Here is a 24,526-nt window from a genome sequence, read left to right on the forward strand (position 1 = left end):
GGATCGTCCTACTGATGAGGGCAGGGCAGTCCTGCCAGACAGCATCAGGGGAGAGCAACCATGCGGTTCATGGTGATCGTGAAGGCGACCAGGGACACGGAAGCCGGAATCCTGCCGACCACCGAGGAGTTCGCGGCGATGGGCCGGTTCAACGAGGGCTTGGTGAAGGCCGGCATGATGGAGGCCGGCGAGGGCCTGCATCCGACCGCGAAGGGGGCGCGCATCGACTTCTCGAACGGGACGCCGAGCGTCGCGCGCGGTCCGTTCGATCTCTCCCGCGATCTCGCGGCGGGCTTCTGGATGCTCAAGGCCGGCTCGCTCGAGGAGGTGATCGAGCACATGAAGCGGGCGCCGTTCCCGAGCGGCGAGATCGAGATCCGCCAGGTCTATGCCGCGGAGGATTTCGGCGAGACGTTCACGCCCGAATTGCGTGAGCGGGTCGAACGGCTGCGTGCGCAGGCCGCCAGGAGCTGAACCGACCCTGATCAGGAGAGGAGGAGAAACGCGATGCGATTCATGATGCTGATGATCCCGCTCGGCTACGAGAGTGCGCCGCCGGACGTGCAGCTCGATCCCGAGCGTGTCAAAGCGATGATGCGCTACAACGAGGCCCTGAAGGACGCCGGCGTGCTGATCACGTTGGAGGGCCTGCATCCGCTGTCGATGGGGGCGCGGGTCTCGTTCGCGGGCGGCAAGCCTGTGGTGACCGACGGCCCGTTCGCGGAGGCCAAGGAGGTGCTCGGCGGCTATTGGATGATCGAGGTCGCCTCGCGCGACGAGGCGATCGCCTGGGCCAGGCAGTGCCCGGCCTCGGACAACGAGATCATCGAGATTCGCCAGGTCCAGGAGATGGCCGACTTTTCCGAGGAGGTGCAGCAGGCGGCGGCGGGCTTCGCCGAGCTGCCGCATGCCGGCCGTGTCTGATCGATCCGTTTCACAGCAGGAGAGGGAAGTGCAATGAGCGACAACAGCAACACCTATCTCGCCGTCTTTCTCGGCAGCAAGACCAGTCCGGTCTGGAAAGCCTGGGAGGCGCTGTCCGAGACGGAGCGCAATGCCAGGGGACAGCAGGGCATGGCGGCCTGGCATGCCTGGGTGGACCAACACAAGGACGCGATCGTCGCGATGGGCGGGCCGCTCGGCAAGACCAAGCGGGTCGACAAGGGCGGCGTCAACGACATCGCCAACGAGATGGGCGCGTTCACCGTGGTCCGCGCCGCGTCGCACGAGGATGCCGCGAAGATGTTCGTCAACCATCCGCATTTTGCGATCTTCCCGGGCGAGCGGGTCGAGATCATGCCGGTGCTGCCGATTCCGGGCGGCTAGTTGAGCGGCCTGCAGGGCGGAGCACGTCGGCTGAGGTGAACGTCCCGCTTGCTGCGGGCGCCCGGCGTTTGTGCCGGGCGCGCTGATCCCGCGGCGACTTCGGTGCCACCCTGCCCCTTGCGGGGGCCCTCAAGGGGCGAGGGTGGCACCTGTTCGCGGGGGCTTAACCGAACGGCGCGATAGAGCGTCCCGGAAGTCGGCGGCTGACCCCGCCCAAAAGTCGCTGGCTTCCTTCGACCCGGCTCATGTAAAAGCCATTTACATGAGCTGGCGCAAGGAAGAGCGCCGCGCCGAGCGCGGCTATCATCACGGTAACCTCAAGGAGGCGCTGCTGCAGGCGGCGCTCGACCTGATCGCGCAGAAGGGGGCTGCCGGCTTCACCTTTGCCGATGCGGCCCGCATGGCCGGCGTCAGCCCGGCCGCGCCCTATCGCCACTTCCGCGATCGCGACGAACTGCTGTCGAGCATCGCCCAGCGCGGCTTCGAGCAGTTCGAGGCGCAGCTCTCGGCGGCGTGGGACGACGGCCGGCCCGACACCGTCACGGCGTTCGAGCGCGTCGGCAAGGCGTATCTGGCATTTGCCCGTTCGGAGCCTGCGTTCTACTCGGCGATGTTCGAATCCGGCGTGCCGGCGGACTCCACCGCGGGCCTGTTGGCGGCGGGTGAGCGCGCTTTCGGCGTCATTCGGGCCGCGGCGGAGCGGCTGGCGGCGCTGGCGCCGCCCGGGATGCCGCGGCCGCCGGCCCTGATGATGGCGCTGCACATCTGGTCGATGGCGCATGGCATCGCCTCGCTGTTCGCGCGCGGCGATGCCGCCCGGCGCAAGCTGCCGATGTCGCCCGAGGAGCTGCTGGAGGCCGAGCTGCTGATCTATCTGCGCGGGCTCGGCTTCCCGACCGACCGCCGGCCTGCGCCGTCCTCCGCTGCCGAGCCGCCGCCGCTGCCGGACGATGACAAGCCGGCAGGGCCCTGGGGCCGCCCGAAATAAGGTTCAAAGAACGCCGAAAAATAATTCGAGCGACGCGTCAGGCGGTCGCCTTGACAAAATCCCGGGTTGAGCTAGCTATGTAAATGTTATTTACATTCACACGGCATGGCGCCGCGAATGGAGAGGGAGATGGCCTACACCGCAGATGTCAATCGTTGGCGCGGTTCGGAGGAGGAGCAGAGGTACCGGCCCCGCATGATGGAGTCGCCCTGGCATCCCGGCTGGATCGCCGTGACCGTGCTCGGCTTCATCATCTGGTGGCCGATCGGACTTGCCCTTCTCTTTTTCACACTCGGGAGCAGAAAGATGTCGTGCTGGAACGGCGGCGATCGCTGGTCGAACAAGATGGAACGGATGCAGTGGAAGATGGACCGCATGCGCGACAAGATGGAGCGCCGCGGCTTCGGCTTCGGTTTCTCGCAGCCGGCTTCGAGCGGCAACCGCGCCTTCGACGAGTACCGCATGGAGACCCTGCGGCGGCTCGAAGAGGAGCAGCAGGAGTTCCGTGACTTCCTGACCCGGCTGCGCCACGCCAAGGACAAGGAGGAGTTCGACGCGTTCATGGCCCAGCACAAGCCGCGTCCGACCCCGCCGAACGACCAGCCGCAGAGCTGATCGCCTCTCACCTGACGCCGCAGGGCTTTCAGCCCCCGCCCTGACGGCACAAGACGCCCGCCTGCGGTTCCCCCGCCGGCGGGCGTTTTGCGTTCTCCGATACCGCCCGCCTGCGGCGGCTGGCCGCTGTCCGCCGCCGGCCAAAACGGTCAAGCGGCTGATCACAAAGGCTCTATCTGGCTGGTCCGGCTGGACCTTTGACCTCGGCAATACTCCGCGGTAACCCCGCCTTAACCCCGGAGGGGGTTTGGTTAAGGGGCGCTTACGCGCGCCAAGAGCCCTTGTTTTGACACGTTGGCAGAGGAAGCAGGCCGCTTATGGCTTCGGCGGGCCTCTTAAAGCGATCAGTTCAGGGTTTTCTCGCGCAGGCGCTTTCCGCCGCGACGGCATCCGGCATGGAACGGCGGCTGCATGGTCCCGGGCATTCCGGGATGATTGGTTGAGAGGATACTGCAGATGTCTGTCGATAGCGGCGGCCTGTCCCTGATCGATCTGTTCGGCAATGCCGGCTGGGTGGTTCGGATCATCATGCTCGGCCTGATCTCCTGCTCGATCTGGGTCTGGGCGATTGCGATCGACAAGATGTTCCTGTTCTCGCGGACCCGCCGCTCGATGGACCGGTTCGAGCAGGCCTTCTGGTCCGGGGAATCCATCGAGGAATTGTACCGGGTGCTATCGGCGAAGCCGACGCAGTCCATGGCGGCGTGCTTCGTGGCGGCGATGCGCGAGTGGAAGCGCTCGTTCGAGGGCCACGCGCGCTCCTTCGCCGGCCTGCAGATGCGCATCGAGAAGGTGATGAACGTGTCGATCGCGCGCGAGGTCGAGCGGCTGGAACGCCGTCTCCTGGTGCTCGCCACGGTCGGTTCCGCCGGCCCGTTCGTCGGTCTGTTCGGCACGGTCTGGGGCATCATGACCAGCTTCCAGGCGATCGCGGCCTCCAAGAACACCTCGCTGGCGGTGGTCGCGCCGGGCATCGCGGAGGCGCTGTTCGCCACAGCCATCGGCCTGATCGCGGCCATCCCGGCGACGATTTTCTACAACAAGTTCTCTTCGGAGGTGAACCGGCAGGCGCAGCGGTTGGAAGGCTTCGCAGATGAATTTTCGGCCATCTTGTCCCGTCAGATCGACGAGCGGGGATGAGGGCAGGTATAGTGGCATCCGGATCGTGAGTACCACAGCATGGGCATGAGCATGGGCAGCGCGTCCGGCGGCGGTGGTCGCCGCGGTCGGCGCAAGGCGGCCGTGATGGCGGAGATCAACGTCACGCCGATGGTCGACGTCATGCTGGTGCTGCTGATCATCTTCATGGTCGCGGCGCCGCTGCTCACCGTCAACATCCAGGTCGACCTGCCCCAGGCGCAAGGCGGCTCGGCCTCGACGGCCGACGCCAAGCCACCGCTCGAGGTCACCGTGAAGAAGACCGGCGGCGGCTGCGCGTCGAAGGTGGACGTGTATCTCGGTGACTCGCCGATCGCGATCAACGAACTTGGGCCGAAGATCAAGGCGATGAAGGAGGCGGGCGCCGGCGGCGGCGACAACGTCGTCAAGATCCGCGGCGATCGCGACGCCTGCTACTCCGACATGATGAAGGTGCTGGGCCTGGCGCGCGATGCCGGCTATCGCGCCAGCATCGTCGTGCTGCCGGATCAGGGCTCATGACGTCGAAGGACCTCATCCGGTTCGTGCGCACGCGCAAGGGGACGGTGCTGTCCGTCGCCCTGCACGTGCTCGTGCTGTGCTGGGGCCTGTTCAGCTTCTCCGCGCGCTCGATGGTGGCGCCGCCGGAGGACCTTGTGCCGGTCGACGTGATCTCGGAGGACAACAGCTCGAAGGCCAAGGCCGGCGCGCTGACGGGCAAGAAGGAATCCCAGAAGCTGCTGGCCGACAAGATCGGCGAGAAGAAGCCGACCGAGGACATCGTCGGCAAGGTCGACACCAAGCAGGTCACCGAGACCGACGCCGCGCCTGAGCCGCAGCCCAAGCCGGAGAAGCCGGTCGAGAAGAAGCCCGATCCGCCGAAGCCGGTCGAGAAGCAGCCGGATACGCCGAAGCCGGTGGCCGAGAAGAAGCCGGAGCCGCCGAAGCCCGCGCCGGCCGAGAAGCCGAAGCCGGAGGAGAAGAAGCCGGACCCGTTCAATCCGGACCAGATCGCCAGCGTGCTCAACAAGGACAAGGCGAAGCAGCCGCCGAAGCCGCAGGCCGCCGCCGCGCCACCGGAGCCGCCCAAGCACAAGAGCGAGCGCAAGTTCGACGCCGAGAAGATGGCGAGCTTGATCAATCAGAAAGATCCGACGCGGCAGGCGGTCACGGGATCCGAGATCAATGCGAATGCGGCGCTGGGCTCGGTGCGAGGAACGGCAGAGGCCAATGTCGCGAGCTGGCAGGCCGCGTTCCAGGAGGCGGTCACCCGCTGCTTCAATGCGCCCTATAGCGGCGTGGATGAAGACAAGATCTCGGTTGATCTCGATATCCAGCTGCGGCCGGATGGATCGCTCTTTGCTGCTCCCGCCGTCGTCGGCATGACCGGACCGTCCCGTACCGTCAGCCTGGCCATGGCGGAAAATGCCAAGCGTGCGGTCGAGAACTGTGCGCCCTACGCGTTTCTGCCGAAGAACCGGTACAATGAGTGGAAGTTGATACCCGCGACATTCAACCTCAAAATGATGAATTCGATGCGAGGCCGAACTTGACGACACCTCCGACGCGCAAGACAGGATCCACCACGCGGCGCCAGGTTCTGCTGGGCGGAGGAGCCGCCATGGCAGCCTTGGGCGCGGGGCCCGCGTTCGCGCAACGTGTGATTATCGGCCCCGGCGAGTTCAAGCCGATCCCGATCGCGATTCCGCCCTTCGTGCCCGGCGGTGCCGGTGACGCCGATGTCGGCAACGGTATCGCACAGGTGATTACCAACAATTTCAAGCGCAGCGGGTTGTTCGCGCCGGTGGACCCGGCCGCCTTTCCCGAGCGCATCAGCAATTTCGAGGCCCCGCCGCAATTCGCGAGCTGGAAGCCGCTCGATCTGCGCGGGCTCGTCACCGGCCGCGCGACGCGGCAGCCGGACGGGCGGCTGAAGGCCGAGTTTCGGCTGTGGGACCCGAACTCAGGCCAGCAGCTCACCGGCCAGCAATATGTGACGGCGCCGGAATACTGGCGGCGCATCGCACATATCATCTCGGACCAGATCTACACCCAGATGACCGGCGAGAAGGGCTATTTCGACAGCCGCGTCGTGTTCGTCGACGAGAGCGGCCCGTCCGAGCGGCGCGTCAAGCGGCTCGCGCTGATGGATCAGGACGGGGCCAACGTCCGCTACCTCACCCGCGGCGCCGACCTCGTGCTGACGCCGCGGTTCTCGCCGTCGAGCCAGGAAATCACCTACATGGAGTTCGGGCAGGGTGACCCGAGGGTCTATCTGTTCAACATCGAGACCGGCCAGCGCGAGATCGTCGGCAACTTCCCCGGCATGTCGTTCTCGCCGCGGTTCTCGCCGGACGGCCAGCGCATCATCCTCAGCCTCCAGCAGGGCGGCAACTCCAACCTGTTCGTGATGGATCTGCGCTCGCGCACGACGACGCGGCTCACCGACACGCCGGCGATCGACACCTCGCCGTGCTACTCGCCGGACGGCAGCCAGATCTGCTTTGAAAGCGATCGCGGCGGCAAACCGCAGATCTACGTAATGTCCTCCAGTGGCGGCGCAGCGCAGCGCATCTCGTTCGGCGAGGGCAGCTACTCGACGCCGGTGTGGTCGCCGCGTGGCGACTTCATCGCCTTTACCAAGCAGGGCGGCGGCCAATTCGCGATCGGCATCATGAAGACGGACGGCTCGGGCGAGCGCATCCTCACCGCCGGCTTCCACAACGAAGGGCCGACCTTCTCGCCCAACGGCCGCGTGCTGATGTTCTTCCGTGACCCCGGCGGCACCGCTGGTCCGTCGCTATATTCGATCGACGTCTCCGGCCGCTTCGAGCAGAAGGTGCCGACGCCGGGCTTCGCCTCGGATCCGGCCTGGTCGCCGCTGCTGTCGTGATGGAGCGAGCCTCTGGGCCCGCTCACGTCGTGGTGGACGCGATTTTTCCAGTCGCGCGATGCGTGTTCTATGGAAAGGCAGAACTATTAGTTGTAGTAGCCGGGTAGTGTTTGCCTAGTTCTCTGAATTTTCGAGCGAATTCGTGCACTTCGCGAACGCGGAAACGCTCCGCTAACGATGTTCCCTCAGAAAGACTTCACCTGCGAGCGGTAATGTTTGTGCACCGAACAGGACGCGTGCGCACGAATGCAGCTTGCCACTCAGAACGGAGAAGACGATCGAAAGTTGTCGCCTGCGATCCAGGCGGCTCTCGTCGACTCCCTCTTCCAGGATCCCGGCCCGATGTTCGCCGGCGCACTCTGCGCCGCCGTCGCCGCCGTCATGACCGCGATCAAGAGCGGCGACGTCAATCTGTGGCCGTGTGCCGCGATGCTGATCATCGCAGGGGCGTTCCGTTCGCTCGACATGCGCTACTATCGAAACCTGTGCGACAACGGCCGCCTCACGCAGGAGGCGGTCGAGCGCTGGGAGGTTCGCTACCAGATCGGCGCCATGATCTATGCGCTGGTGCTCGGCGTCTGGTGCGTGGTCGCCCTGGTCGACAACAGCGACCCGGTGGTGCACCTGATCGCGATCACGGTGACGCTCTGCTACATGTCGGCGGGCGCGGGCCGGACCTACGGGCGGCCCTGGATCTTCCACGTCCAGATCCTGCTCGCCTGCGGACCGCTCGCAGTGGCCCTCGCGATCCACGGCAGTCCTTATTACCTGGGCATGGCGGCGTTCTGCGTCCTGTTCTTCGTGTCGCTGAAACACATCTCGACCAACCTGCAGCGGATCTTCGTCCAGGCCTTCGTGGCGCGCGAAAGCGAGGCCGCACTGGCCAAGCAGTTCGATACGGCCCTGAACAACATGCCGCACGGCCTGTGCATGTTCCGCTCCGACGGGCGTCTGGCCGTGATGAACCATCGCTTCGGCCAGATGATGAGCCTTCCGGATGACATCCTGCAGCGTGGCGGCAAGGCGGCCGACATCATCAACGCCTGCGTGATTGCAGGCTCGATCTCCGCTTCGAGCGGCCGGCTGATCCTGGCCGAGATCGAGCACACCAAGACCCATAATGTCATTACCAGCGATCCCGACGTTGCGCGCGACCGGTCGCTGTCCTGGACCTTCCAGCCGATGGCCGACGGCGGCGCCGTGGTCCTGCTCGAGGACATCACCGAGCGCCGGCATGCCGAGGCGCGCATCTCGCATCTGGCGCGCTACGACGAGCTCACGACCTTGCCGAACCGCGTCAGCTTCCGCGACGAGATCGAACGGCTGCTCAGAATTCCGCAGCGGCACGGCGAATTGTCCGCGCTGCTGTTCGTCGATCTCGACCGCTTCAAGCAGGTCAACGACACGCTCGGCCACCCCTGCGGCGATCAACTGCTCTGCGCGGTCTCCGAGCGGCTGCGCGACATGCTGCGTCCGGAAGACTTCGTCGCGCGCTTCGGCGGCGACGAGTTCGTGGTGTTCCAGCGCAACATCCGCTCCAACGACGACGCGGCGATGCTGGCGCGCCGGATCGTCGACCAGCTCAGCGAGCGCTACAAGATCGACAATCACCTGGTCGAGATCGGCGCCAGTGTCGGCATCGCCATGACCGGGCCGGGGATCAGCGCCGACACCCTGCTGAAGAATGCCGACATGGCGCTGTACCGCGCCAAGGCGGAGGGACGCGGCACCTTCTGCTTCTTCCGCGATGAACTCGCCCAGACGGTGGAAGCACGCCGCATCCTCGAGCTCGACCTGCGCAAGGCGCTGGCGAACGAGGAGTTCGAGCTGTTCTACCAGCCGCTGGTCAACCTGAAGTCCGGCAAGATCTCGACCTGCGAGGCGCTGCTGCGCTGGAACCACCCGGTGCGCGGCACGGTCTCGCCGGTCGACATCATTCCCGTCGCCGAGGACATGGGCCTGATCGTCGATCTCGGCCGCTGGATCCTGCGCAAGGCCTGCCTGGAATGCATGAAATGGCCGGATGCTGTCAGCGTCGCCGTCAACTTCTCGCCGCAGCAGTTCCATCAGCGCGATGTGCTCAGTGAGGTCCGCTACGCGCTCGAAGTGTCCGGGCTGCCGCCGCATCGGCTCGAGATCGAGATCACCGAATCCTCGCTGTTGCGCAACACTCAGCTCACGCACGATGTGCTGTCGCAGCTGCACATGCTCGGGGTCCGTATTTCGCTCGATGATTTCGGCACCGGCTATTCGAGCCTCAGCTATCTGCACAACTTCCCGTTGGAGAAGGTCAAGATCGATCGCTCTTTCCTCGAAGGCATCGACAGCGATAGGCCGCTGACCCTGTTGCGCGGTGTCGCAAGATTGTCCGCCGATCTCGGCATGTCGGTGGTGGTGGAGGGCATCGAGACCAACGAGCAGCTCGAACTGGTCAGCGCCGACGGTACGGTCACCGAGGCGCAGGGCTATCTGTTCAGCCGGCCCGTCCCCGCCATCCGCATCCGGCAGCTCCTGAATGCATCGCATGGGCGCCGTTCGAGCGACGGGGCGATCGCGGCCGCCGGCGGGACACGTTCGATCGCTTGATCGCCCGACCTCCGCCTTGATGCGGAGGTGCCAGGAAAGATCGACCAGTGCTGAAGGCGGCTCTGTGCGCAGCATCCCGCCGGTCCGAGCATGTAACAACCCCACGTCGCATCGTTCGGAAACATTGCACGTGTATGGCAAGCGAATCCGTTTCGATTTGATACGCAAGTGATCCGAAGCAATCGTCCAGCGTAGCATCCAATCCCGTAAGTCACGGTTACGCCTCCGGGATTCTACGTGCCGTTAACTTTGTACCGGCGAAAGCTTTGCGTCGGCATTAACCCGCTGTTAAGCTCATACTGCTCGTAGGAGTTGTGTGAAAAGGGGTTGCGGATGAAGTCGGCGGCTAGAGTGAGTGCCGTTGCTGAGCAGAAGTCGGATGTGCTGGAGAACGTGGACTATCGACTGGCGCTGACTGCTGAAGACAAGGACGAGATCTATCGGCTGCGCTACCGCGCCTATCTGCGTGAAGGCGCCATCCTGCCGTCGCCCAGCGAACGCGTCAGCGACGAATATGACGATCTTCCCAACAGCTTCATCTTCGGCGTCTACGTCAATGGCGAGCTCTACAGCTCGATCCGCATCAGCGTGCTGAACTCGCAATGGCGCCGATCGCTGTCCTCGGACATGTTCGCCGACCTGCTGCATCCCGAGCTCGATCGCGGCAAGGTCATCATCGACCCGACACGGTTCGTCGCCGACCATGAGAAGGCGCGGCTGTTTCCGGCGCTTCCCTATGTGACCGTCCGGCTCGGCTACGTTGCCTGCGCCCATTTCAATGCGGATATCGGTCTCGCCAACGTGCGCCCCGAGCATCGTGCGTTCTACAAGAAGGTGTTCCTGCAGGAACCATGGGGTGAACCGCGGCTCTACTCCGGTCTCACCAAGCCGGTCGGCCTGGTGGCGGCGCATTATCCTTCGATCCGCGATCGCGTGTTCCAGCGCTTTCCGTTCATGCGATCGAGCGCGTTCGAGCGACGGATGCTGTTCGATCGTCCGGCGCCGGACGCCTTCACTGATTCGTTCAGGATTCACGCGGTCGCGAGGGCCGGCTGATCGTCGGCCGATATCGGGGCCAGTTCGGCCGTCCGGCCGGTTCGCACCGTGGCAGCGATGCAAAAATCAGCGAAAAAGCGCCCTGCTGCAGGCGCTGAGCGGCTTGCCTTCACCCTGGCGCCACATTTACAACCCATTAACCATCGCGGTCGCTTTTCGGGTTTCGTTAGCATTTGACGGGGTTCGGCAAGACCCCATCAAGGTTGACGGAACGTTCGCTTAACCATCGCCCTGTAGACCGGATGGCAGTCTAAGAACGTGAGCGTGGAGGCTCCGGGAATGAAATATCAGATGCGTATCCTCCAGGGATTGAAGTTGGCCGCCGTGCTGGCCGTGGCGCTGTCGATGGGCGCCTGCGCCAACAAGAATCTCACCGGGGCCGACGGGGCAATGGCCAGCGCTGCGACTCCAGGCAGCCAGCAGGATTTCGTCGTGAATGTCGGCGATCGCGTCTTCTTCGAGAGCGATCAGACCGATCTCACGCCGCAGGCGATCGCGACCTTGGAGAAGCAGGCGCAGTGGCTGCAGAGCTATCCGCGCTACTCCTTCACGATCGAGGGCCACGCCGACGAGCGCGGCACCCGCGAGTACAACATTGCGCTGGGCGCGCGGCGCGCGCAGTCGGTCCGCAACTTCCTGGCGTCGCGCGGCATCGACCAGGGCCGCATGCGCACGATCTCCTACGGCAAGGAGCGGCCGGTGGCGGTCTGTAACGACATCTCGTGCTGGTCGCAGAACCGCCGTGCGGTGACGGTCCTGAACGCCAGTTCATAAAGCTGAACGAATCCGTTGCTGATGAAGCCGGCGTCGCCCATCGACGCCGGCTTCGTCGTTTGTTGTCGGCGGGTCTCGGCCGGACTTGGTATTTTCTTCGCTTGAACGTCATTTGTATCCGTCGCATTTCTGCTTTACAGCCACGCTCACAGGCCTGTTTTCAACGTCTCGCCGATCTGGTCGTCAGGGCAGCATGTCGTTCATGTTTCTTCCACGGAGCGCCGCCGCGATCCTCGCCGCGCTCGTCATTTTCTCGTGCCAGGCATTTTCGTCGCGGGCGCTCGCCCAGACCGATGATGATGATCCCGAGATCCGGATTCAGCGGCTCGAAAATCAGCTCCGGCAACTGACCGGTCAGAACGAGGAGCTGCAATATCGCAATCGCCAGCTCGAGGAGCGGCTGCGACAACTGCAGGGCGCAGCGCCTGGCGGCGCCCCCGCGGCGCAGCCGAGCGCGGCCGCGCCGGCGCAGGCCAATCCCGCCTACGGCCAGGCTGCTCAGCCGGCCAACGGCCAGCAGCAATATGGCCAGCAGCCGTACGGCCAGCCGCAACAGGCCTATCCCCAGCAGCAGCCGGGCTACGCGCAGCCGCAGGCCGGCGCGCCGGTGCAAATCGTCCAGGAGCCCGCGGCCCCTGGCCGGGGCCGCCGCGGCGATGCGTTCGATCCGAGCCAGAATCCGACGGCTCCCGGCGCCCCGCAAGCGCTCGGCGGCGGCCAGTTGCCGATCCAGCCGGGTGGCGGCCAGCCCGCCGGCCGTCCCGCCGGCGATCCCACGACTCTCGCCAACACGGGCGGTCGCTATCCCCAGGGTGCGCCGCCGGCCGCCGCTCCCGGCGCTGGCGGACTGGAAACCGCGCCGCCGCGGCAGACGCCGCGCGACGAATACGACCTCGGCATCGGCTACATGCAGCGCCGCGACTACGCGCTGGCCGAGCAGACGATGCGCAACTTCACCCAGAAATATCCGAACGATCCGATGGTCGGCGACGCGCAATACTGGCTCGGCGAGAGCTTCTACCAGCGTCAGCAATATCGCGATGCCGCCGAGGTCTTCCTCGCCGTGACGACGAAATACGAGAAGTCGGGCAAGGCGGCGGATGCGCTGCTCCGGCTCGGCCAGTCGCTCGCCGCGCTGAAGGAGAAGGAGGCCGCCTGCGCCGCGTTCGGCGAAGTGACGCGTAAATATCCGCGCGCCTCGGCGGGCGTGAAGGCCACCGTCGATCGCGAGCAGAAGCGGGTGAAGTGCTGAACGTCCCCGGGCGAGGGGTAGCCTCTCGCCTATAATCGGCGGGGCGGGTAGGCTGCGGCGCCATGTCGAAGGCCCGTTCCGAAGCCGATCCTGCGATCTCCGCAGCCGAAGCCGAGCGCCTGTTCGCCCCGCTTTCGGGGGCGCCCGCGCTGGTGCTCGCCGTGTCGGGCGGTCCGGATTCGATGGCTCTGATGTGGCTCGCGGCGCAGTGGCGCGCGGGGCTTGCGCAGGGGCCGCGCCTTGTGGCCGTGACGGTCGACCATGCGCTGCGGCGCGAGTCCGCCCGTGAAGCCCGCATGGTGAAGGAGACCGCGCGCCGGCTGGCAATTCCACACCGGACCCTGCGCTGGAACGATGAGAAGCCGGACACTGGGATTCCCGAAGCGGCGCGCCTGGCAAGATACCGCCTGCTGGCACGCGCGGCGCGGCAGGCGGGCGCCGGACACGTCGTCACCGCCCACACCCGTGACGACCAGGCCGAGACCGTGCTGATGCGGCTCTTGCGTGGCAGCGGCATCGCGGGGCTCGCGGCGATGGCACCGCTCAGCGAGCGTGAAGGGCTGTTGCTGGCGCGGCCTCTGCTCGACGTTGCCAAGGCCAGGCTGGTGGCGACGCTGCGCTCGGCCGGCATCCCCTTCGCAGATGATCCGACCAATCAAGATCCCGCCTTCACCCGGCCGCGGCTGCGCGCCCTGATGCCGGCTCTGGCCGCCGAGGGCGGCGATGCCCGGACGCTGGCGACGCTGGCCGACCGGCTCGGACGGGCCAATGCCGCGATCGAATTGATGGTGGATGGCGCCGAACGCTATCTTGCACTGCGCGCGGCCGGGAGCAGGCCGGTGGGCGCGATTCACGGCGAGACCTTCGAGGCGCGCGCCTTTGTCGCACTTCCAGCCGAAATCAGGCTGAGGCTGCTGATGCGCGCGATCAACCGCATTGGAACCGAAGGTCCCGTGGAACTCGGCAAGGCAGAGTCGCTGCTGGCGCGGCTGGACCGGACTCTTGCGGAGATCGCAGATGGTGGTACGTCTGCTCCGGGCAGGCTAAAACAGACCCTGGCTGGTGCACTGGTAAGCATGACGAGAGAGACGATCCGCATCACGCCCGCGCCGCCGCGGCGGTCGCGCGGGATTTGAAGCGGTTCACCGCCTTCGCGGACGCTTAACCACCTGCCTTGGCGGCGCTTTCCCGCGCCATTTTTTGAGCGGGAATCGGGCTAGGATGCGATAAATAGTCCTTTCTAGTTCCCTTGGCATTGCGGCGAGTGGTACCTAGATTACGAGATGGTCGACCGGGGGATTCCCTCGTGGCTACCCAGGGATGAGTCCGAGGACTAACGGCCGCGATCCGCGCGACCACGAAGGAAAATCGATGAACGCCAATCTGCGCAATTTCGCCCTTTGGGTCATTATTGTCCTGTTGCTGTTGGCGCTGTTCACACTCTTCCAGAACCCGGGGCAACGCGCGTCGTCGACCGACATCAACTTCTCGCAGCTGTTGACCGAGGTCGATCAGGGCAATGTGCGCGACGTCGTGATCCAGGGGCCGGAGATTCACGGCACCTTCAAGAACGGCTCGTCGTTCCAGACCTACGCGCCGAGCGATCCGAACCTCGTGAAGCGCCTGTACGACGCCAAGGTCAACATCCAGGCCAAGCCGCCCGGCGACAACGTGCCGTGGTTCGTGTCGCTGCTGGTGTCGTGGCTGCCCTTCATCGCGCTGATCGGCGTCTGGATCTTCCTCTCCCGGCAGATGCAGGGCGGCGCCGGCAAGGCGATGGGCTTCGGCAAGTCGCGCGCCAAGATGCTGACCGAGGCGCATGGCCGGGTGACGTTCGAGGACGTCGCCGGCGTCGACGAGGCCAAGCAGGACCTGCAGGAGATCGTCGAATTCCTGCGCGATCCCGGCAAATTCCAGCGGCTCGGCGGCCGCATCCCGCGCGGCGTGCTGCTGGTCGGCCCTCCCGGCACCGGCAAGACGCTGATCGCGCGTGCGGTGGCCGGCGAAGCCAACGTGCCGTTCTTCACCATTTCGGGTTCTGACTTCGTCGAGATGTTCGTCGGCGTCGGCGCCAGCCGCGTCCGCGACATGTTCGAGCAGGCCAAGAAGAACGCGCCCTGCATCATCTTCATCGACGAGATCGACGCCGTTGGTCGTCATCGCGGCGCCGGTCTCGGCGGCGGCAATGACGAGCGCGAGCAGACCCTCAACCAGCTGCTGGTCGAGATGGATGGCTTCGAGGCCAATGAGGGCGTGATCCTGATCGCGGCCACCAACCGGCCCGACGTGCTCGATCCGGCGCTGATGCGTCCCGGCCGCTTCGACCGCCAGGTCGTGGTCTCGAACCCCGACATCATCGGCCGCGAGCAGATCCTCAAGGTTCACGTCCGCAAGGTGCCGCTGGCGCCGGACGTCAACCTCAAGACCATCGCCCGCGGCACCCCCGGCTTCTCCGGCGCCGACCTGATGAACCTCGTCAACGAGGCTGCTCTGACCGCCGCCCGCCGCAACAAGCGGATGGTAACGCAGTCCGAGTTCGAGGAGGCCAAGGACAAGGTGCTGATGGGCGCCGAGCGCCGCTCGATGGTCATGACCGAGGAAGAGAAGATGCTGACCGCCTATCACGAGGCGGGACATGCGATCGTCGGCCTCAACGTCCCGAGCCACGACCCGATCCACAAGGCGACCATCATTCCGCGCGGCCGCGCGCTCGGCATGGTGCAGTCGCTGCCCGAGGCCGACCGCCACTCGCATACCCGTGAGTGGTGCGTCTCGAAGCTTGCGATGATGTTCGGCGGCCGCGAGGCCGAGGTGCAGAAGTTCGGTCCGGAGAAGGTGACCAACGGCGCCACCGGCGACATCCAGCAGGCCACCAACCTCGCTCGTGCGATGGTGATGGAATGGGGCATGTCCGACAAGCTCGGCCGCGTCCGCTACCAGAGCAATGAGCAGGAGGTGTTCCTGGGTCATTCGGTGGCGCGCTCGACCAACATCTCCGACGATACCGCCCGCCTGATCGACTCCGAAATTCGCGGCCTGATCGAGGCCGGCGAGCAGGAGGCGCGCCGCATCATCACCGAGAAGCGCGACGACTGGGAAGCGATCGCCCAGGCGCTGCTCGAATACGAGACGCTGACCGGCGAGGAGATCAACGACCTCCTGAAGGGCAAGAAGCCGAACCGCGAATCGGCGATCGAGCCGTCGACGCCGCGGGCGTCGGCCGTGCCGCCGGCCGGCAAACCGCGGCCGCGACCCGATCCGGGCCTGGAGCCGCAGCCTCAGGCGTGAGCCAGGGTTGATATGCAACGGACATCCGGCGGTCAGCCCGTCTGATCCGGAAGATTAAGAGAAACGACAGGCCCGGCTTGCAGCCGGGCTTTTCGTTTGTTCGGAGTCGGGCCGGCGGCAGTTCGATTCGCGCGCGGTGGGCGCGCGTTCTGTTTGTCACGTCTTTCGTTGATGGGGTGCTGCGCCGCGGACCGCATCCAGCGGCGCCGCGCGCATTACGGCTTGTCGAACCAGGCCTTCCACTGCGGGACGGCGGTCGCGAACGTGCCGCGATGGCTGGTCGGTCCCGTCGACACCGCCTCGACCTTGCTGTTACCGGCCCCGATCGCCTGCTGGTAGGTCATCGCCAGGCGGCCGAGACCGGTCGAGATCGCCTCGTCGGTCTCACCGTAATAGTTGCGCACCGGCGTCTTGATGATCCAGCGATAGGCCTGCGTCTGCGCGACCAGGCGGCCGTAGGCCGACGCCGCGAAATACTCCGCATCGAAATAGTCGGGCTTGAGCAGCTTGTGCAGATCGGTCGGGACGTCGGCGACGTTGAAGGGCTCGCGCTCATAGGCCTTGCGCGCCACATCGTAGTAGCTGTCGCTGATCACCGAGCGCGCCAGCCCCGGCACCGCATAGTAGTTCTCGAACGCGAACGCCGACAGGATGAACAGCGAATTGACCCAGGCGGCGTCGTTCTTGCGCGGGAAGCTGAGGAAGCCGTTGAGCGCCACGGACACGTCGACAGGGGCGCTCGCGGTCGCCGCCGCCGTCACCGGCACGCCGGCGCTTTCGAGCTTCTCGAGAAAGGCCATGGTCACGAAGCCGCCTTGCGACCAGCCGGCGATGTCGAGCCTGGCGCTCGTCAGCTTCATCTGGTCGAGCACGGCGCGGCTCGCCCGCAGCATGTCGTAGGTGGCCTGCTGATGGCTGGCCTTCACCATGTAGCCTTCTGGCTCGGTCGAGATGCCCATTCCGAAATAGTCGGCGCCGATCAGCAGATAGCCTTGTCCTGCGAACTGCGCGATCATCAGCTGGGTCTCGGGCGACTGCTCCGGAAACGACGGCACCTCCTGCTTCCCGTACACCGTGCCGTGCTGATAGGACACCATCGGCAGGCTGGTCTCGCCGGTCTCGGGCACCGCGAGCAGGCCGCTCGCCGTGATCGGCTTGTTGCCGCGCTCGGGGATGACGGACGCATAGGTGACGCGATAGAGCCGGACGGCGTTGCGGGCCGGGGTGTAGGTCACCGAAACGCCCGCGAATTTCGACGTGTCGACGGTGAGGATGGTGTTCAGCCGGGCGACGTCCCAGCGGGCCAGATATTCATAGCTGACGTCGGAGGAGACATGGATAGGACCCTTGTCCTGGGCGCGGCTGGTTACCGGCCAGATCATGCAAACGAGCAGGGCGATGAGAGCGCGATGAACGAACATGGGATCTCCCCGGCCTGCCGCCGTTGGTTGCATTCGGACCCCTGCGATACAGATTACGAGTAAACAATCGGTGCGGCGCCCGTGGTCGCGCGCCGTTGCCCGCGCTTAAGCCTTCTTCAAGCGTCCGCGCCTATGTCTCGATCGGGAATGCATCCATGCAGCGCGGGGCGAGGTCCAGATGGCCGACAATCCTGATGCCGCCGCGATCCCATCGCAGCGTCGTGACGTTCCGCTCGGCCTGTTCGCGGCCTGCTTTGCGCTCGCCTGCATCAACGCCTCGTTCTTCCCGGCCGGACTGTGGTCGGGCACCTGGATCTGGGACCAGGCCGGGCTCGGCATTCCCACGGACTTCGTCAATGTCTGGGCGGCCGGCAAGCTCGCGCTGCAGGGACATCCGGCGCTGGCCTGGGACTGGGACGTGCAGCGCCAGGTCGAGCTCGCTCTGCTGCGGCAGGATTTTCCGGGCTACTTCGCCTGGCACTACCCGCCGCCATTCCTGTTCGTCGCGGCGTTCCTGGCGCAATTTCCCTACACGCTCGCCTTTGTCGGCTGGGTCTATGCCAGCTTCGTTCCCTATGCGCTCGCGATGCGCGCGATCGTCGGCCGCGGCTTCGGCCTGCTGCTCGCAGCCGGCTTTCCGGCCCTGTTCTCGAACGCGCTGGTCGGGCAGAACGGATGCCTCACCGCCGCGCTCGTCGGCGGCACACTCTATCTGCTGCCGGTGCGGCCGGTGCTGGCGGGGATCTGTCTCGGCCTGCTGACCTACAAGCCGCAATATGGCCTGCTCTTCCCGATCGTGCTGATCGCCACCCAGCGCTGGACAGCCTTCATCTCTGCGAGCGTCACCGCCATCGTGCTGGCGCTGCTGTCCTGGCTCGCCTTCGGGCTGGAGAGTTGGCAGGCCTTCTTCCATTGGCTGCCGATGTTCTCGCAGGCGTTCCTGACCGAGGGCAAGGCGACCTGGTGGAAGCTGCAGAGCCTGTTTTCGCTGGTGCGCTATTTCGGCGGCTCGGAAGCGCTCGGCTGGACCTTCCAATGGGTGCTGACCGCGGCCGTTGCGGTCGTGCTGGTGATGCTGTGGCGCAGCCCCGTGCGCTATGCTCTGAAGGCGGCCGCGCTGGCCGTCGGACTGCTGCTGACGACGCCTTATCTGTTCATGTACGACATGATGGTTCAGGCCATCGCCGTGGCGTGGCTGGTGCGGATCGGCCTCGCCGAGGGCTTTCGCCGCTACGAGCTGCCCGCGCTCGGCGGCATCGCGGCGCTTCAGATCACGTTCATGCTGTCCGGGATTCCGCTTGGGCTCGCCGCCAATCTGATCATGGCCGGCTTGGTGCTGGCGCGCGCCGGCTCGTGGTGGCGTCGGCAGCCGGCGCCCGCCGGCAGGGCGCTCGCGCACGCCTGACCCATCGATCGCGCAGCGCAGGGTCATGATTTCTCTTGTCTTATCGTCTGAACAGGTGTTCAGTTCTTCCCAGCCATTTGTGAGGTCGATCCTCCAAAAATACTGAACCAGCGTTCGCCGGGTGCCCTGGACGAGCGCGTCCGGGACGAGAAACGCCATGGTCTATCGGCGAACCCATCAGGTCGTGAAGCGGCTGGCGGCCCGCCGCAGTGCGATTCTCGCAGCCGCTCGCGAGACTGCTGCGGAAGGCGGCATGTCGGCCGTCCAGATCGCCCCGGTGGCGATCCGTGCCAATGTCGCAGCCGGCACCGTCTATCGCTACTTTCCTTCCAAGGCCGATCTGATCTCGGAGCTGATCGCGGAAGTCTCGCGCGACGAACTCGCTGCCGTCCGGCGCGCCGCCGATGCCGCGCCCGGTCCGTCCTCGGCCCTGGCTGCCGCGGTATCCACGGTGGCAGTGCACATCCTGTCGCAGCGCAAGCTAGCCTGGGGTATCCTGGCCGAGCCGGTCGACGTCGACGTGACGGCGTCACGGATCGCGAGCCGCCGCGAGATCGTCGGCGAGATCGCCTCGCGGATCGACGCGGCCGTCCGTGCCGGCCACCTTCCGGCGCAGGACACCCAGTTGGCCGCGACCGCGCTGCTCGGCGCGCTGCACGAGGCGCTGGTGGGGCCGCTGGCGACCGAGAATCCCGACGACCCTGCCAAACTCCGCGACACCGTTCAGGCGGTCACCCTGCTGGCGCTGCGCGCGGTCGGCGTCATGGATGCGCGTGCGCGCGGTCTCGTCGTGCAGGCCGTGCTGCCGGTCAGGAGCCTGGTCGGCGCGTAGTCCGCGTCACCCGTGCCTGTCGGGCAAGGCCGCGCTTAAGCAAGGATTCACCCGTCGCGGCGATGGTGGGGGCTGGCGCGCTGCGAGAGGCCGCCCTTGCCTCACTCCAGGTGTCTCCTCGGACGATGTCGATTGCACGCAACCCTCTGGCGACGCGCCTCGTCATCGCCGGATCGGCCGCCGCCGGCGCCGTCTATGCGTATCTCGCCGGCGAGGATATCAACTGGGACTGGCAGAACTATCACGACTATGCCGGCTTCGCGCTGCTGCACGGCCGCTTCGATGTCGATGTGGCGCCCGGCGGCTTTCAGAGCTTCCTCAATCCGCTGATCTACCTGTTGCCTTACGCGGTCCGCCACGGGCTCGAGGCGCCGTGGTGGGGCGTCGCGCTGGGCGCGCTGCACGGCCTCAATCTCGCGCTGGTCTATTGGGTCGCGCGCGTGCTGCTCGGGCGCGCGGCTGACGCGTCCACGCTCAGCGCCGCGCTCATCATCGCCGCCCTCAGTCCGATGGCGCTGTCCGAGGTCGGCACCAGCTTCGCCGACATTCTGACGACCATTCCGATCCTCGCCGGCATCGCGCTGATCTTCGGGGAAGATGACGCGCGCGGCCGCCGTTTCGTCGCCGCGGGCCTGCTGATCGGCGCGGCCACGGGATTGAAGCTCACCAATGCGACGTTTCTGGTCGGAGCGGGCGTGTCGCTGCTGCTGGTGGCGCGGCCGTGGCGCGCGATCGTCGCGTTCGGGGCCGGCAGTGCGGCCGGCGCGATCGTGACCGCGGGGCCGTGGGCGCTGAAGATGGCGCGCGACTACGGCAGCCCGCTGTTTCCGTTCTACAACACGATCTTCCGTTCGCCCGAAGCGCCGCAGGCCTCGATCGTCGATACGCGCTTCATGCCGCAGGGACTGCTCGATGCGCTCGCCTATCCATTCTATTGGGTGATCGGCAAGCATCCCTCGTCGGAATGGCCGTTCCGCGATCCGCGCTTCGCCATCGTCATCGTGCTGCTCGTCGCGCTGATCGTCACCGGCCTGTGGCGGCGGCGCGAGGTGCTGCCGCTGCGCGAGCGTCGCCTCCTGATCTTCTTCTGGCTCAGCTACGTCCTGTGGATGCTGGCCTTCTCGATCCAACGCTATCTGATGCCGCTCGAGCTGTTGTCGGCGCCGCTGATCGTCCTGCTGCTCATCCGCCTGATCGATTCCTGGCAGGCGGGCTCTGGCCTGGACGTGTCACCGTCGCGGCGGATGACGCAAGCCGTCACGGTGATGGCCGCGCTCGGCATCGCGCTGGCGTCGCAGCCGACCGACTGGATGCGGCGGTCGTGGTCGGACCCCTATCGGCCGCAGCTCGCGGCCAACCTGCAGCGTCCGGCGACATTCCTGCTGCTGCAGAAGCCGCTCGGCTACGTCACGTCGTTGCTGCCACAGGGCTCGCGCGTCTATCAGTTGTCCGAGCTCGTGGTGCCGATCGTGCATGGCGGCGTGCTGGACCGCCGGGTTCGCAACGGCCTCGCCACCCCGCTGCCGGGAGGCGTATGGGCGCTGTATCTGTCCAGAAGCCCGGCCGACAACCCGCCGCGGCTCGAGGTGCTCGCCGACTACGACCTCCAGATCGATGCGTCGCGTGGCTGCGAGCGCATTCCTGGCGCCGCCGGCATTGCCATCGAGGCCTGTCCGGTGATCGCGCTGCTCAAGCCCCCGTCCACGGCCGGATTGGGTGCGATCGATACGACCCAATAGGTCGTCTCAGATATGGGCGTCGCTCGACGGCCCGACATAGGCGATCCGCACCATGTTCGTGGTGCCGGGCGTGCCGAGCGGCACGCCGGCGACGATGATGACGCGCTGTCCGGCGCGGACGAAGCCGTCGCGGAACGCGATCGAGCCGGCGCGCTCGACCATGTCGTCCTGGTCGCGCGCGTCCTCGGCCACCACGCAGTGCACGCCCCAGACGACCGACAAGCGGCGCCCGGTCGCCAGATTGGGCGTGATCGCGACCACCGGCGGCTTCGGCCGCTCGCGCGCGACACGGATGGCGGTGGAGCCGGACGAGGTCCAGCAGATGATCGTAGGAAGATCGAGATTTTCCGCGATCCGCCGCGCGGCCTCGGCGATCGCATCGCCCGCGGTCGATTCCGGCTCGGGACGCTGCGCCGCGATCACCGAGCGATAGACCACGTCGCGCTCGACCTCCTCGCCGATGCGGTTCATGGTCGAGACCGCCTCGACCGGGTATTTGCCGGCGGCCGACTCGGCCGACAGCATGATGGCGTCGGCGCCTTCATAGACGGCGGTGGCGACGTCGGAGACCTCGGCGCGGGTCGGCACCGGCGACTGGATCATCGATTCCAGCATCTGCGTCGCCACCACCACCGGCTTGCCGGCGCGGCGCGCCAGCCGGGTCATCTGCTTCTGCAGTCCGGGCACGCGCTCCAGCGGCAGCTCGACGCCGAGATCGCCGCGCGCCACCATCAAGGCATCGGAGACATCGATGATGTCGTTGAGCCGGTCGATCGCCTGCGGCTTCTCGATCTTGGACATCACCGCGGCGCGGCCGCGGATGATCTTCTTGGCTTCCAGCACGTCGTCGGCGCGCTGCACGAAGGATAGCGCGATCCAGTCGATGCCGATGTTCAAGGCTGCATCGAGGTCGGCGCGGTCCTTCGGCGTCATCGCCGAGACCGGCAGGTCGGTGTCCGGCAGGCTCACGCCCTTGCGGTCGGACATCCTGCCGCCGATCACGACCCGGGTGACGGCGCGGGTCGGCGAGGTCTCCTCGGCGATCAGCCTCACCTTGCCGTCATCCAGCAGCAGCGCATGTCCCGGCTGCAGGGCGGCCAGGATTTCCGGATGCGGCAGGTGGACCCGCGTCACATCGCCCGGCGTCTTGTCCGAATCGAGCACGAAGCTCTGGCCGTTGTTGAGCTGAACCGGGCCCTCGGCGAAGGTGCCGAGCCTGAGCTTCGGGCCCTGGAGGTCGACCAGAATGCCGATCGGGCGGCCGTAGCTCGCCTCCACGCTGCGGATCGTGGCCACCAGCTCCCGCAGCTTGTCGTGCGAGGTGTGGCTCATGTTGATCCTGAAGATGTCGGCTCCGGCCTCGAACAGCTTGCGAATCATCGTGCTGTCCGAGGAGGCGGGACCGAGCGTGGCGAGGATCTTGATGCGTCGCAGCCGCCTCATGGCTTGGGTGCTTGTCCTGGCGGCAGGGCCGGCGCGGCCGCCGGCGGCGTGCCCTGCGGCCCATTCGGCAGACCGGGGACGTTGCCTCCGGGCCCGAGCGTGCCCGGGATACCCGGAACGCGCTGCTGCGCCGGCTGCTCATTGGCCTCGGTGAGCTGCACGGTCCAGGCACGCTGGTCGCCGGTGTCGACCTCGAAGAAGCCGGTGCGGTCGAAGCCTCGGGCCAGGCAATTGTCGGTGCCCTTGATGGTGAATTCCTTGTCACGCGAGCACATGAAGGCCTGTCCCGACCATTCACCGCCGCGGTCATAGTCCAGCGCATAGATGTAATAATAGCGCGCCACCAGCGTGCCCTTGAGCAGCGTCTCGCAGCTGCGTGACGACACGTTCCACCAGCCTTCCGTGGTCCAGCCTTCGGCGTCCTTGTAGCCGAGGGCGATCCCGACCCGGCTGGAGGTGTTGTTGCAGAGCCGAAAATCGGCGGCCGCCGGGGACGACCACAGACAGAGCGCGGCCAACCCAAGCAGCGAAAGCAGTCCGTAACCGGGGCGGAAGGGATTGCGATGCAAGAGAGAGGAGATTTTCGGGATCATTGCGCGACGCTATATCAACCGTTGAACGATGTCGCTGGGCTTGGCTGCGGCTATCAACGCCATGACGATCTCGTGCGAAGCCGCTGCGATCCAGCGCATCGCTCCTCCTGACGGTGCTGCGATATGGCCAAATCTGCGACGAAGCCTCATTATATAGCAGACATCCGTCACGGCGCGGAACAGGGAACAAAGAGATGACGATGGACAGCACCACCCGGACCGAACTCGAAGCCGCCGCCTTTCGCCGGCTCGTCGAGCATCTGCGGACCAGAACCGACGTTCAGAACATCGATCTGATGAATCTGGCAGGCTTCTGCCGCAACTGCCTCTCCAACTGGCTGAAGGACGCCGCCGACGCCCAGGGGGCGCCAATGACCAGGGACGAGAGCCGCGAGGCGGTCTATGGCATGCCCTACGAGCAATGGAAGGCGAAGTACCAGCGCGAGGCGAGCGCCGAGCAGCACGAAGCGTTCAAGAAGGCGCATCCTGGCCACTGAATCCGGAAGGAGCGCGCAGGAGACGCGCTGTGTTGCCCTGCGCGCGCGAGTCCAGACTTGGCAGGGGCTTCGAACGGCGAATCGGGTGCTGCGCGCGATGGCGACGAAACACAAGTGGCGCGGGCGGCTTGCGCGGGCTTGACGCTGCGCAGGCCAACAAGATGTGGGCGCTCTGTGGATGAGGTCGATGTCGCCTTGACGCAGGGCACGCCAGATTTGAGGGTCGCGGCGAACACGCAGCGCCCTTTGGCGCCTTCCTTGGACACAGAGTTCCACTCAGGAGTATCAGATGGCCACCTCCGCCGCCGCGAAGGACGACGACTCGCCCGCGACCCGCTTTGCCGTAGACCAGCTCAAGTCGATCATCGAGCGGATCGAGCGTCTCGAGGAGGAGAAGAAGGCGATCTCCGAAGACATCAAGGACGTCTACGCCGAGAGCAAGGGCAATGGCTTCGACGTGAAGGCGCTGCGCACGATCATCCGGCTGCGCAAGCAGGACCCGAACGAGCGCCAGGAAGAGGAAAGCATCCTCGAGACCTATATGCAGGCGCTCGGAATGATCTGAGCAGCCGGCCTCGCTTACCCGCAGGAGACCTCCGCCGGCCCCTGACGGGGCATTCGCTTTCTCGCGATTCGGCTCGGCGCGCCGGCGGCATGCGCCTGCTGCGGCGATCGACGCCG

The 24,526-nt window shown here is 66.1% G+C and carries 23 protein-coding genes; 20 read left to right on the top strand and 3 right to left on the bottom strand.

The window, feature by feature from the left end; genetic code table 11:
• Positions 1-60 precede the first annotated feature (60 nt).
• The 15 genes from QW863_RS29360 to ftsH all read left to right on the top strand — a co-directional run bounded on the left by QW863_RS29360 (position 61) and on the right by ftsH (position 15,915).
• Positions 61-474 carry a YciI family protein gene (locus tag QW863_RS29360; RefSeq protein WP_315717589.1) on the top strand — a complete coding sequence of 138 codons (414 nt, stop codon included), beginning with the start codon at positions 61-63 and terminating at the stop codon, positions 472-474.
• A 33-nt stretch (positions 475-507) separates the two neighbouring features.
• On the top strand, positions 508-924 hold the full coding sequence (locus QW863_RS29365; protein ID WP_315717588.1) for a YciI family protein: 417 nt from the start codon (positions 508-510) through the stop codon (positions 922-924).
• A gap of 33 nt (positions 925-957) precedes the next feature.
• Positions 958-1,326: a hypothetical protein gene (locus QW863_RS29370; protein ID WP_315717587.1), complete on the top strand. Its 369-nt coding sequence runs from the start codon at positions 958-960 to the stop codon at positions 1,324-1,326.
• A gap of 262 nt (positions 1,327-1,588) precedes the next feature.
• The gene (locus tag QW863_RS29375) at positions 1,589-2,314 is read left to right on the top strand and encodes a TetR/AcrR family transcriptional regulator (protein WP_315717586.1); all 726 of its coding nucleotides are present in this window, start codon (positions 1,589-1,591) and stop codon (positions 2,312-2,314) included.
• 129 nt (positions 2,315-2,443) lie between these two features.
• Positions 2,444-2,929, top strand: a complete 486-nt coding sequence (locus QW863_RS29380) for a DUF2852 domain-containing protein (protein WP_315717585.1) — start codon at positions 2,444-2,446, stop codon at positions 2,927-2,929.
• 456 nt (positions 2,930-3,385) lie between these two features.
• Positions 3,386-4,069: a protein TolQ gene (gene tolQ, locus QW863_RS29385; RefSeq protein ID WP_315717584.1), complete on the top strand. Its 684-nt coding sequence runs from the start codon at positions 3,386-3,388 to the stop codon at positions 4,067-4,069.
• 39 nt (positions 4,070-4,108) lie between these two features.
• The gene (locus QW863_RS29390) at positions 4,109-4,588 is read left to right on the top strand and encodes a biopolymer transporter ExbD (RefSeq protein WP_315717583.1); all 480 of its coding nucleotides are present in this window, start codon (positions 4,109-4,111) and stop codon (positions 4,586-4,588) included.
• Positions 4,585-5,619 (top strand): protein TolA, encoded by a 1,035-nt coding sequence (locus QW863_RS29395; protein ID WP_315717582.1) that lies wholly within the window; start codon positions 4,585-4,587, stop codon positions 5,617-5,619. The genes QW863_RS29390 and QW863_RS29395 overlap by 4 nt, the downstream gene beginning before the upstream one ends.
• A 68-nt stretch (positions 5,620-5,687) precedes the next feature.
• Positions 5,688-6,959 carry a Tol-Pal system beta propeller repeat protein TolB gene (tolB, locus tag QW863_RS29400; protein ID WP_315717581.1) on the top strand — a complete coding sequence of 424 codons (1,272 nt, stop codon included), beginning with the start codon at positions 5,688-5,690 and terminating at the stop codon, positions 6,957-6,959.
• Positions 6,960-7,205: 246 nt separating this feature from the next.
• Positions 7,206-9,545: a putative bifunctional diguanylate cyclase/phosphodiesterase gene (locus tag QW863_RS29405; RefSeq protein WP_315717580.1), complete on the top strand. Its 2,340-nt coding sequence runs from the start codon at positions 7,206-7,208 to the stop codon at positions 9,543-9,545.
• 333 nt (positions 9,546-9,878) lie between these two features.
• Positions 9,879-10,601 carry an N-acyl amino acid synthase FeeM domain-containing protein gene (locus QW863_RS29410; RefSeq protein WP_315717579.1) on the top strand — a complete coding sequence of 241 codons (723 nt, stop codon included), beginning with the start codon at positions 9,879-9,881 and terminating at the stop codon, positions 10,599-10,601.
• Between the two features lie 279 nt (positions 10,602-10,880).
• Positions 10,881-11,375 (top strand): peptidoglycan-associated lipoprotein Pal, encoded by a 495-nt coding sequence (pal, locus tag QW863_RS29415; RefSeq protein ID WP_172133860.1) that lies wholly within the window; start codon positions 10,881-10,883, stop codon positions 11,373-11,375.
• A 202-nt stretch (positions 11,376-11,577) separates the two neighbouring features.
• Positions 11,578-12,627 carry a tol-pal system protein YbgF gene (gene ybgF, locus QW863_RS29420; RefSeq protein ID WP_315717578.1) on the top strand — a complete coding sequence of 350 codons (1,050 nt, stop codon included), beginning with the start codon at positions 11,578-11,580 and terminating at the stop codon, positions 12,625-12,627.
• 62 nt (positions 12,628-12,689) lie between these two features.
• Positions 12,690-13,763 carry a tRNA lysidine(34) synthetase TilS gene (gene tilS / locus QW863_RS29425; RefSeq protein WP_315717577.1) on the top strand — a complete coding sequence of 358 codons (1,074 nt, stop codon included), beginning with the start codon at positions 12,690-12,692 and terminating at the stop codon, positions 13,761-13,763.
• Between the two features lie 235 nt (positions 13,764-13,998).
• Entirely contained in the window at positions 13,999-15,915 is a 1,917-nt protein-coding gene (ftsH, locus tag QW863_RS29430; RefSeq protein ID WP_315717576.1) for an ATP-dependent zinc metalloprotease FtsH, read from the top strand.
• A 215-nt stretch (positions 15,916-16,130) separates the two neighbouring features.
• Here ftsH and QW863_RS29435 read toward each other — a convergent pair whose 3' ends face one another.
• Positions 16,131-17,336, bottom strand: a complete 1,206-nt coding sequence (locus QW863_RS29435) for an alpha/beta hydrolase family protein (RefSeq protein WP_315717575.1) — start codon at positions 17,334-17,336, stop codon at positions 16,131-16,133.
• 178 nt (positions 17,337-17,514) lie between these two features.
• Here QW863_RS29435 and QW863_RS29440 point away from each other — a divergent pair, with 178 nt between their 5' ends.
• The 3 genes from QW863_RS29440 to QW863_RS29450 all read left to right on the top strand — a co-directional run bounded on the left by QW863_RS29440 (position 17,515) and on the right by QW863_RS29450 (position 21,312).
• Positions 17,515-18,741, top strand: a complete 1,227-nt coding sequence (locus tag QW863_RS29440) for a glycosyltransferase family 87 protein (RefSeq protein ID WP_315717574.1) — start codon at positions 17,515-17,517, stop codon at positions 18,739-18,741.
• A 157-nt stretch (positions 18,742-18,898) separates the two neighbouring features.
• Positions 18,899-19,573 (top strand): helix-turn-helix domain-containing protein, encoded by a 675-nt coding sequence (locus tag QW863_RS29445; RefSeq protein WP_315717573.1) that lies wholly within the window; start codon positions 18,899-18,901, stop codon positions 19,571-19,573.
• A gap of 125 nt (positions 19,574-19,698) precedes the next feature.
• Positions 19,699-21,312, top strand: a complete 1,614-nt coding sequence (locus tag QW863_RS29450; protein ID WP_315717572.1) for a glycosyltransferase family 87 protein — start codon at positions 19,699-19,701, stop codon at positions 21,310-21,312.
• A gap of 6 nt (positions 21,313-21,318) precedes the next feature.
• Here QW863_RS29450 and pyk read toward each other — a convergent pair whose 3' ends face one another.
• Both pyk and QW863_RS29460 read right to left on the bottom strand, forming a co-directional pair.
• Positions 21,319-22,755 carry a pyruvate kinase gene (gene pyk / locus QW863_RS29455; protein ID WP_315717571.1) on the bottom strand — a complete coding sequence of 479 codons (1,437 nt, stop codon included), beginning with the start codon at positions 22,753-22,755 and terminating at the stop codon, positions 21,319-21,321.
• A complete protein-coding gene (locus QW863_RS29460) occupies positions 22,752-23,348 on the bottom strand; it encodes a DUF1036 domain-containing protein (protein WP_315717570.1) in 597 nt (198 codons plus the stop codon). The genes pyk and QW863_RS29460 overlap by 4 nt, the downstream gene beginning before the upstream one ends.
• Before the next feature lie 194 nt (positions 23,349-23,542).
• On the opposite strand from QW863_RS29460, the gene QW863_RS29465 reads away from it, so the two are divergent.
• Together QW863_RS29465 and QW863_RS29470 are read left to right on the top strand one after the other, a co-directional pair.
• Positions 23,543-23,845 (top strand): DUF1244 domain-containing protein, encoded by a 303-nt coding sequence (locus QW863_RS29465; protein WP_315717569.1) that lies wholly within the window; start codon positions 23,543-23,545, stop codon positions 23,843-23,845.
• Between the two features lie 289 nt (positions 23,846-24,134).
• Positions 24,135-24,410 carry a DUF2312 domain-containing protein gene (locus QW863_RS29470; RefSeq protein ID WP_008961835.1) on the top strand — a complete coding sequence of 92 codons (276 nt, stop codon included), beginning with the start codon at positions 24,135-24,137 and terminating at the stop codon, positions 24,408-24,410.
• The last annotated feature ends 116 nt before the right edge of the window (positions 24,411-24,526 follow it).

Origin of the sequence: Bradyrhizobium sp. SZCCHNR1017, from assembly GCF_032381375.1 — a bacterium.
GTDB lineage: Bacteria > Pseudomonadota > Alphaproteobacteria > Rhizobiales > Xanthobacteraceae > Bradyrhizobium.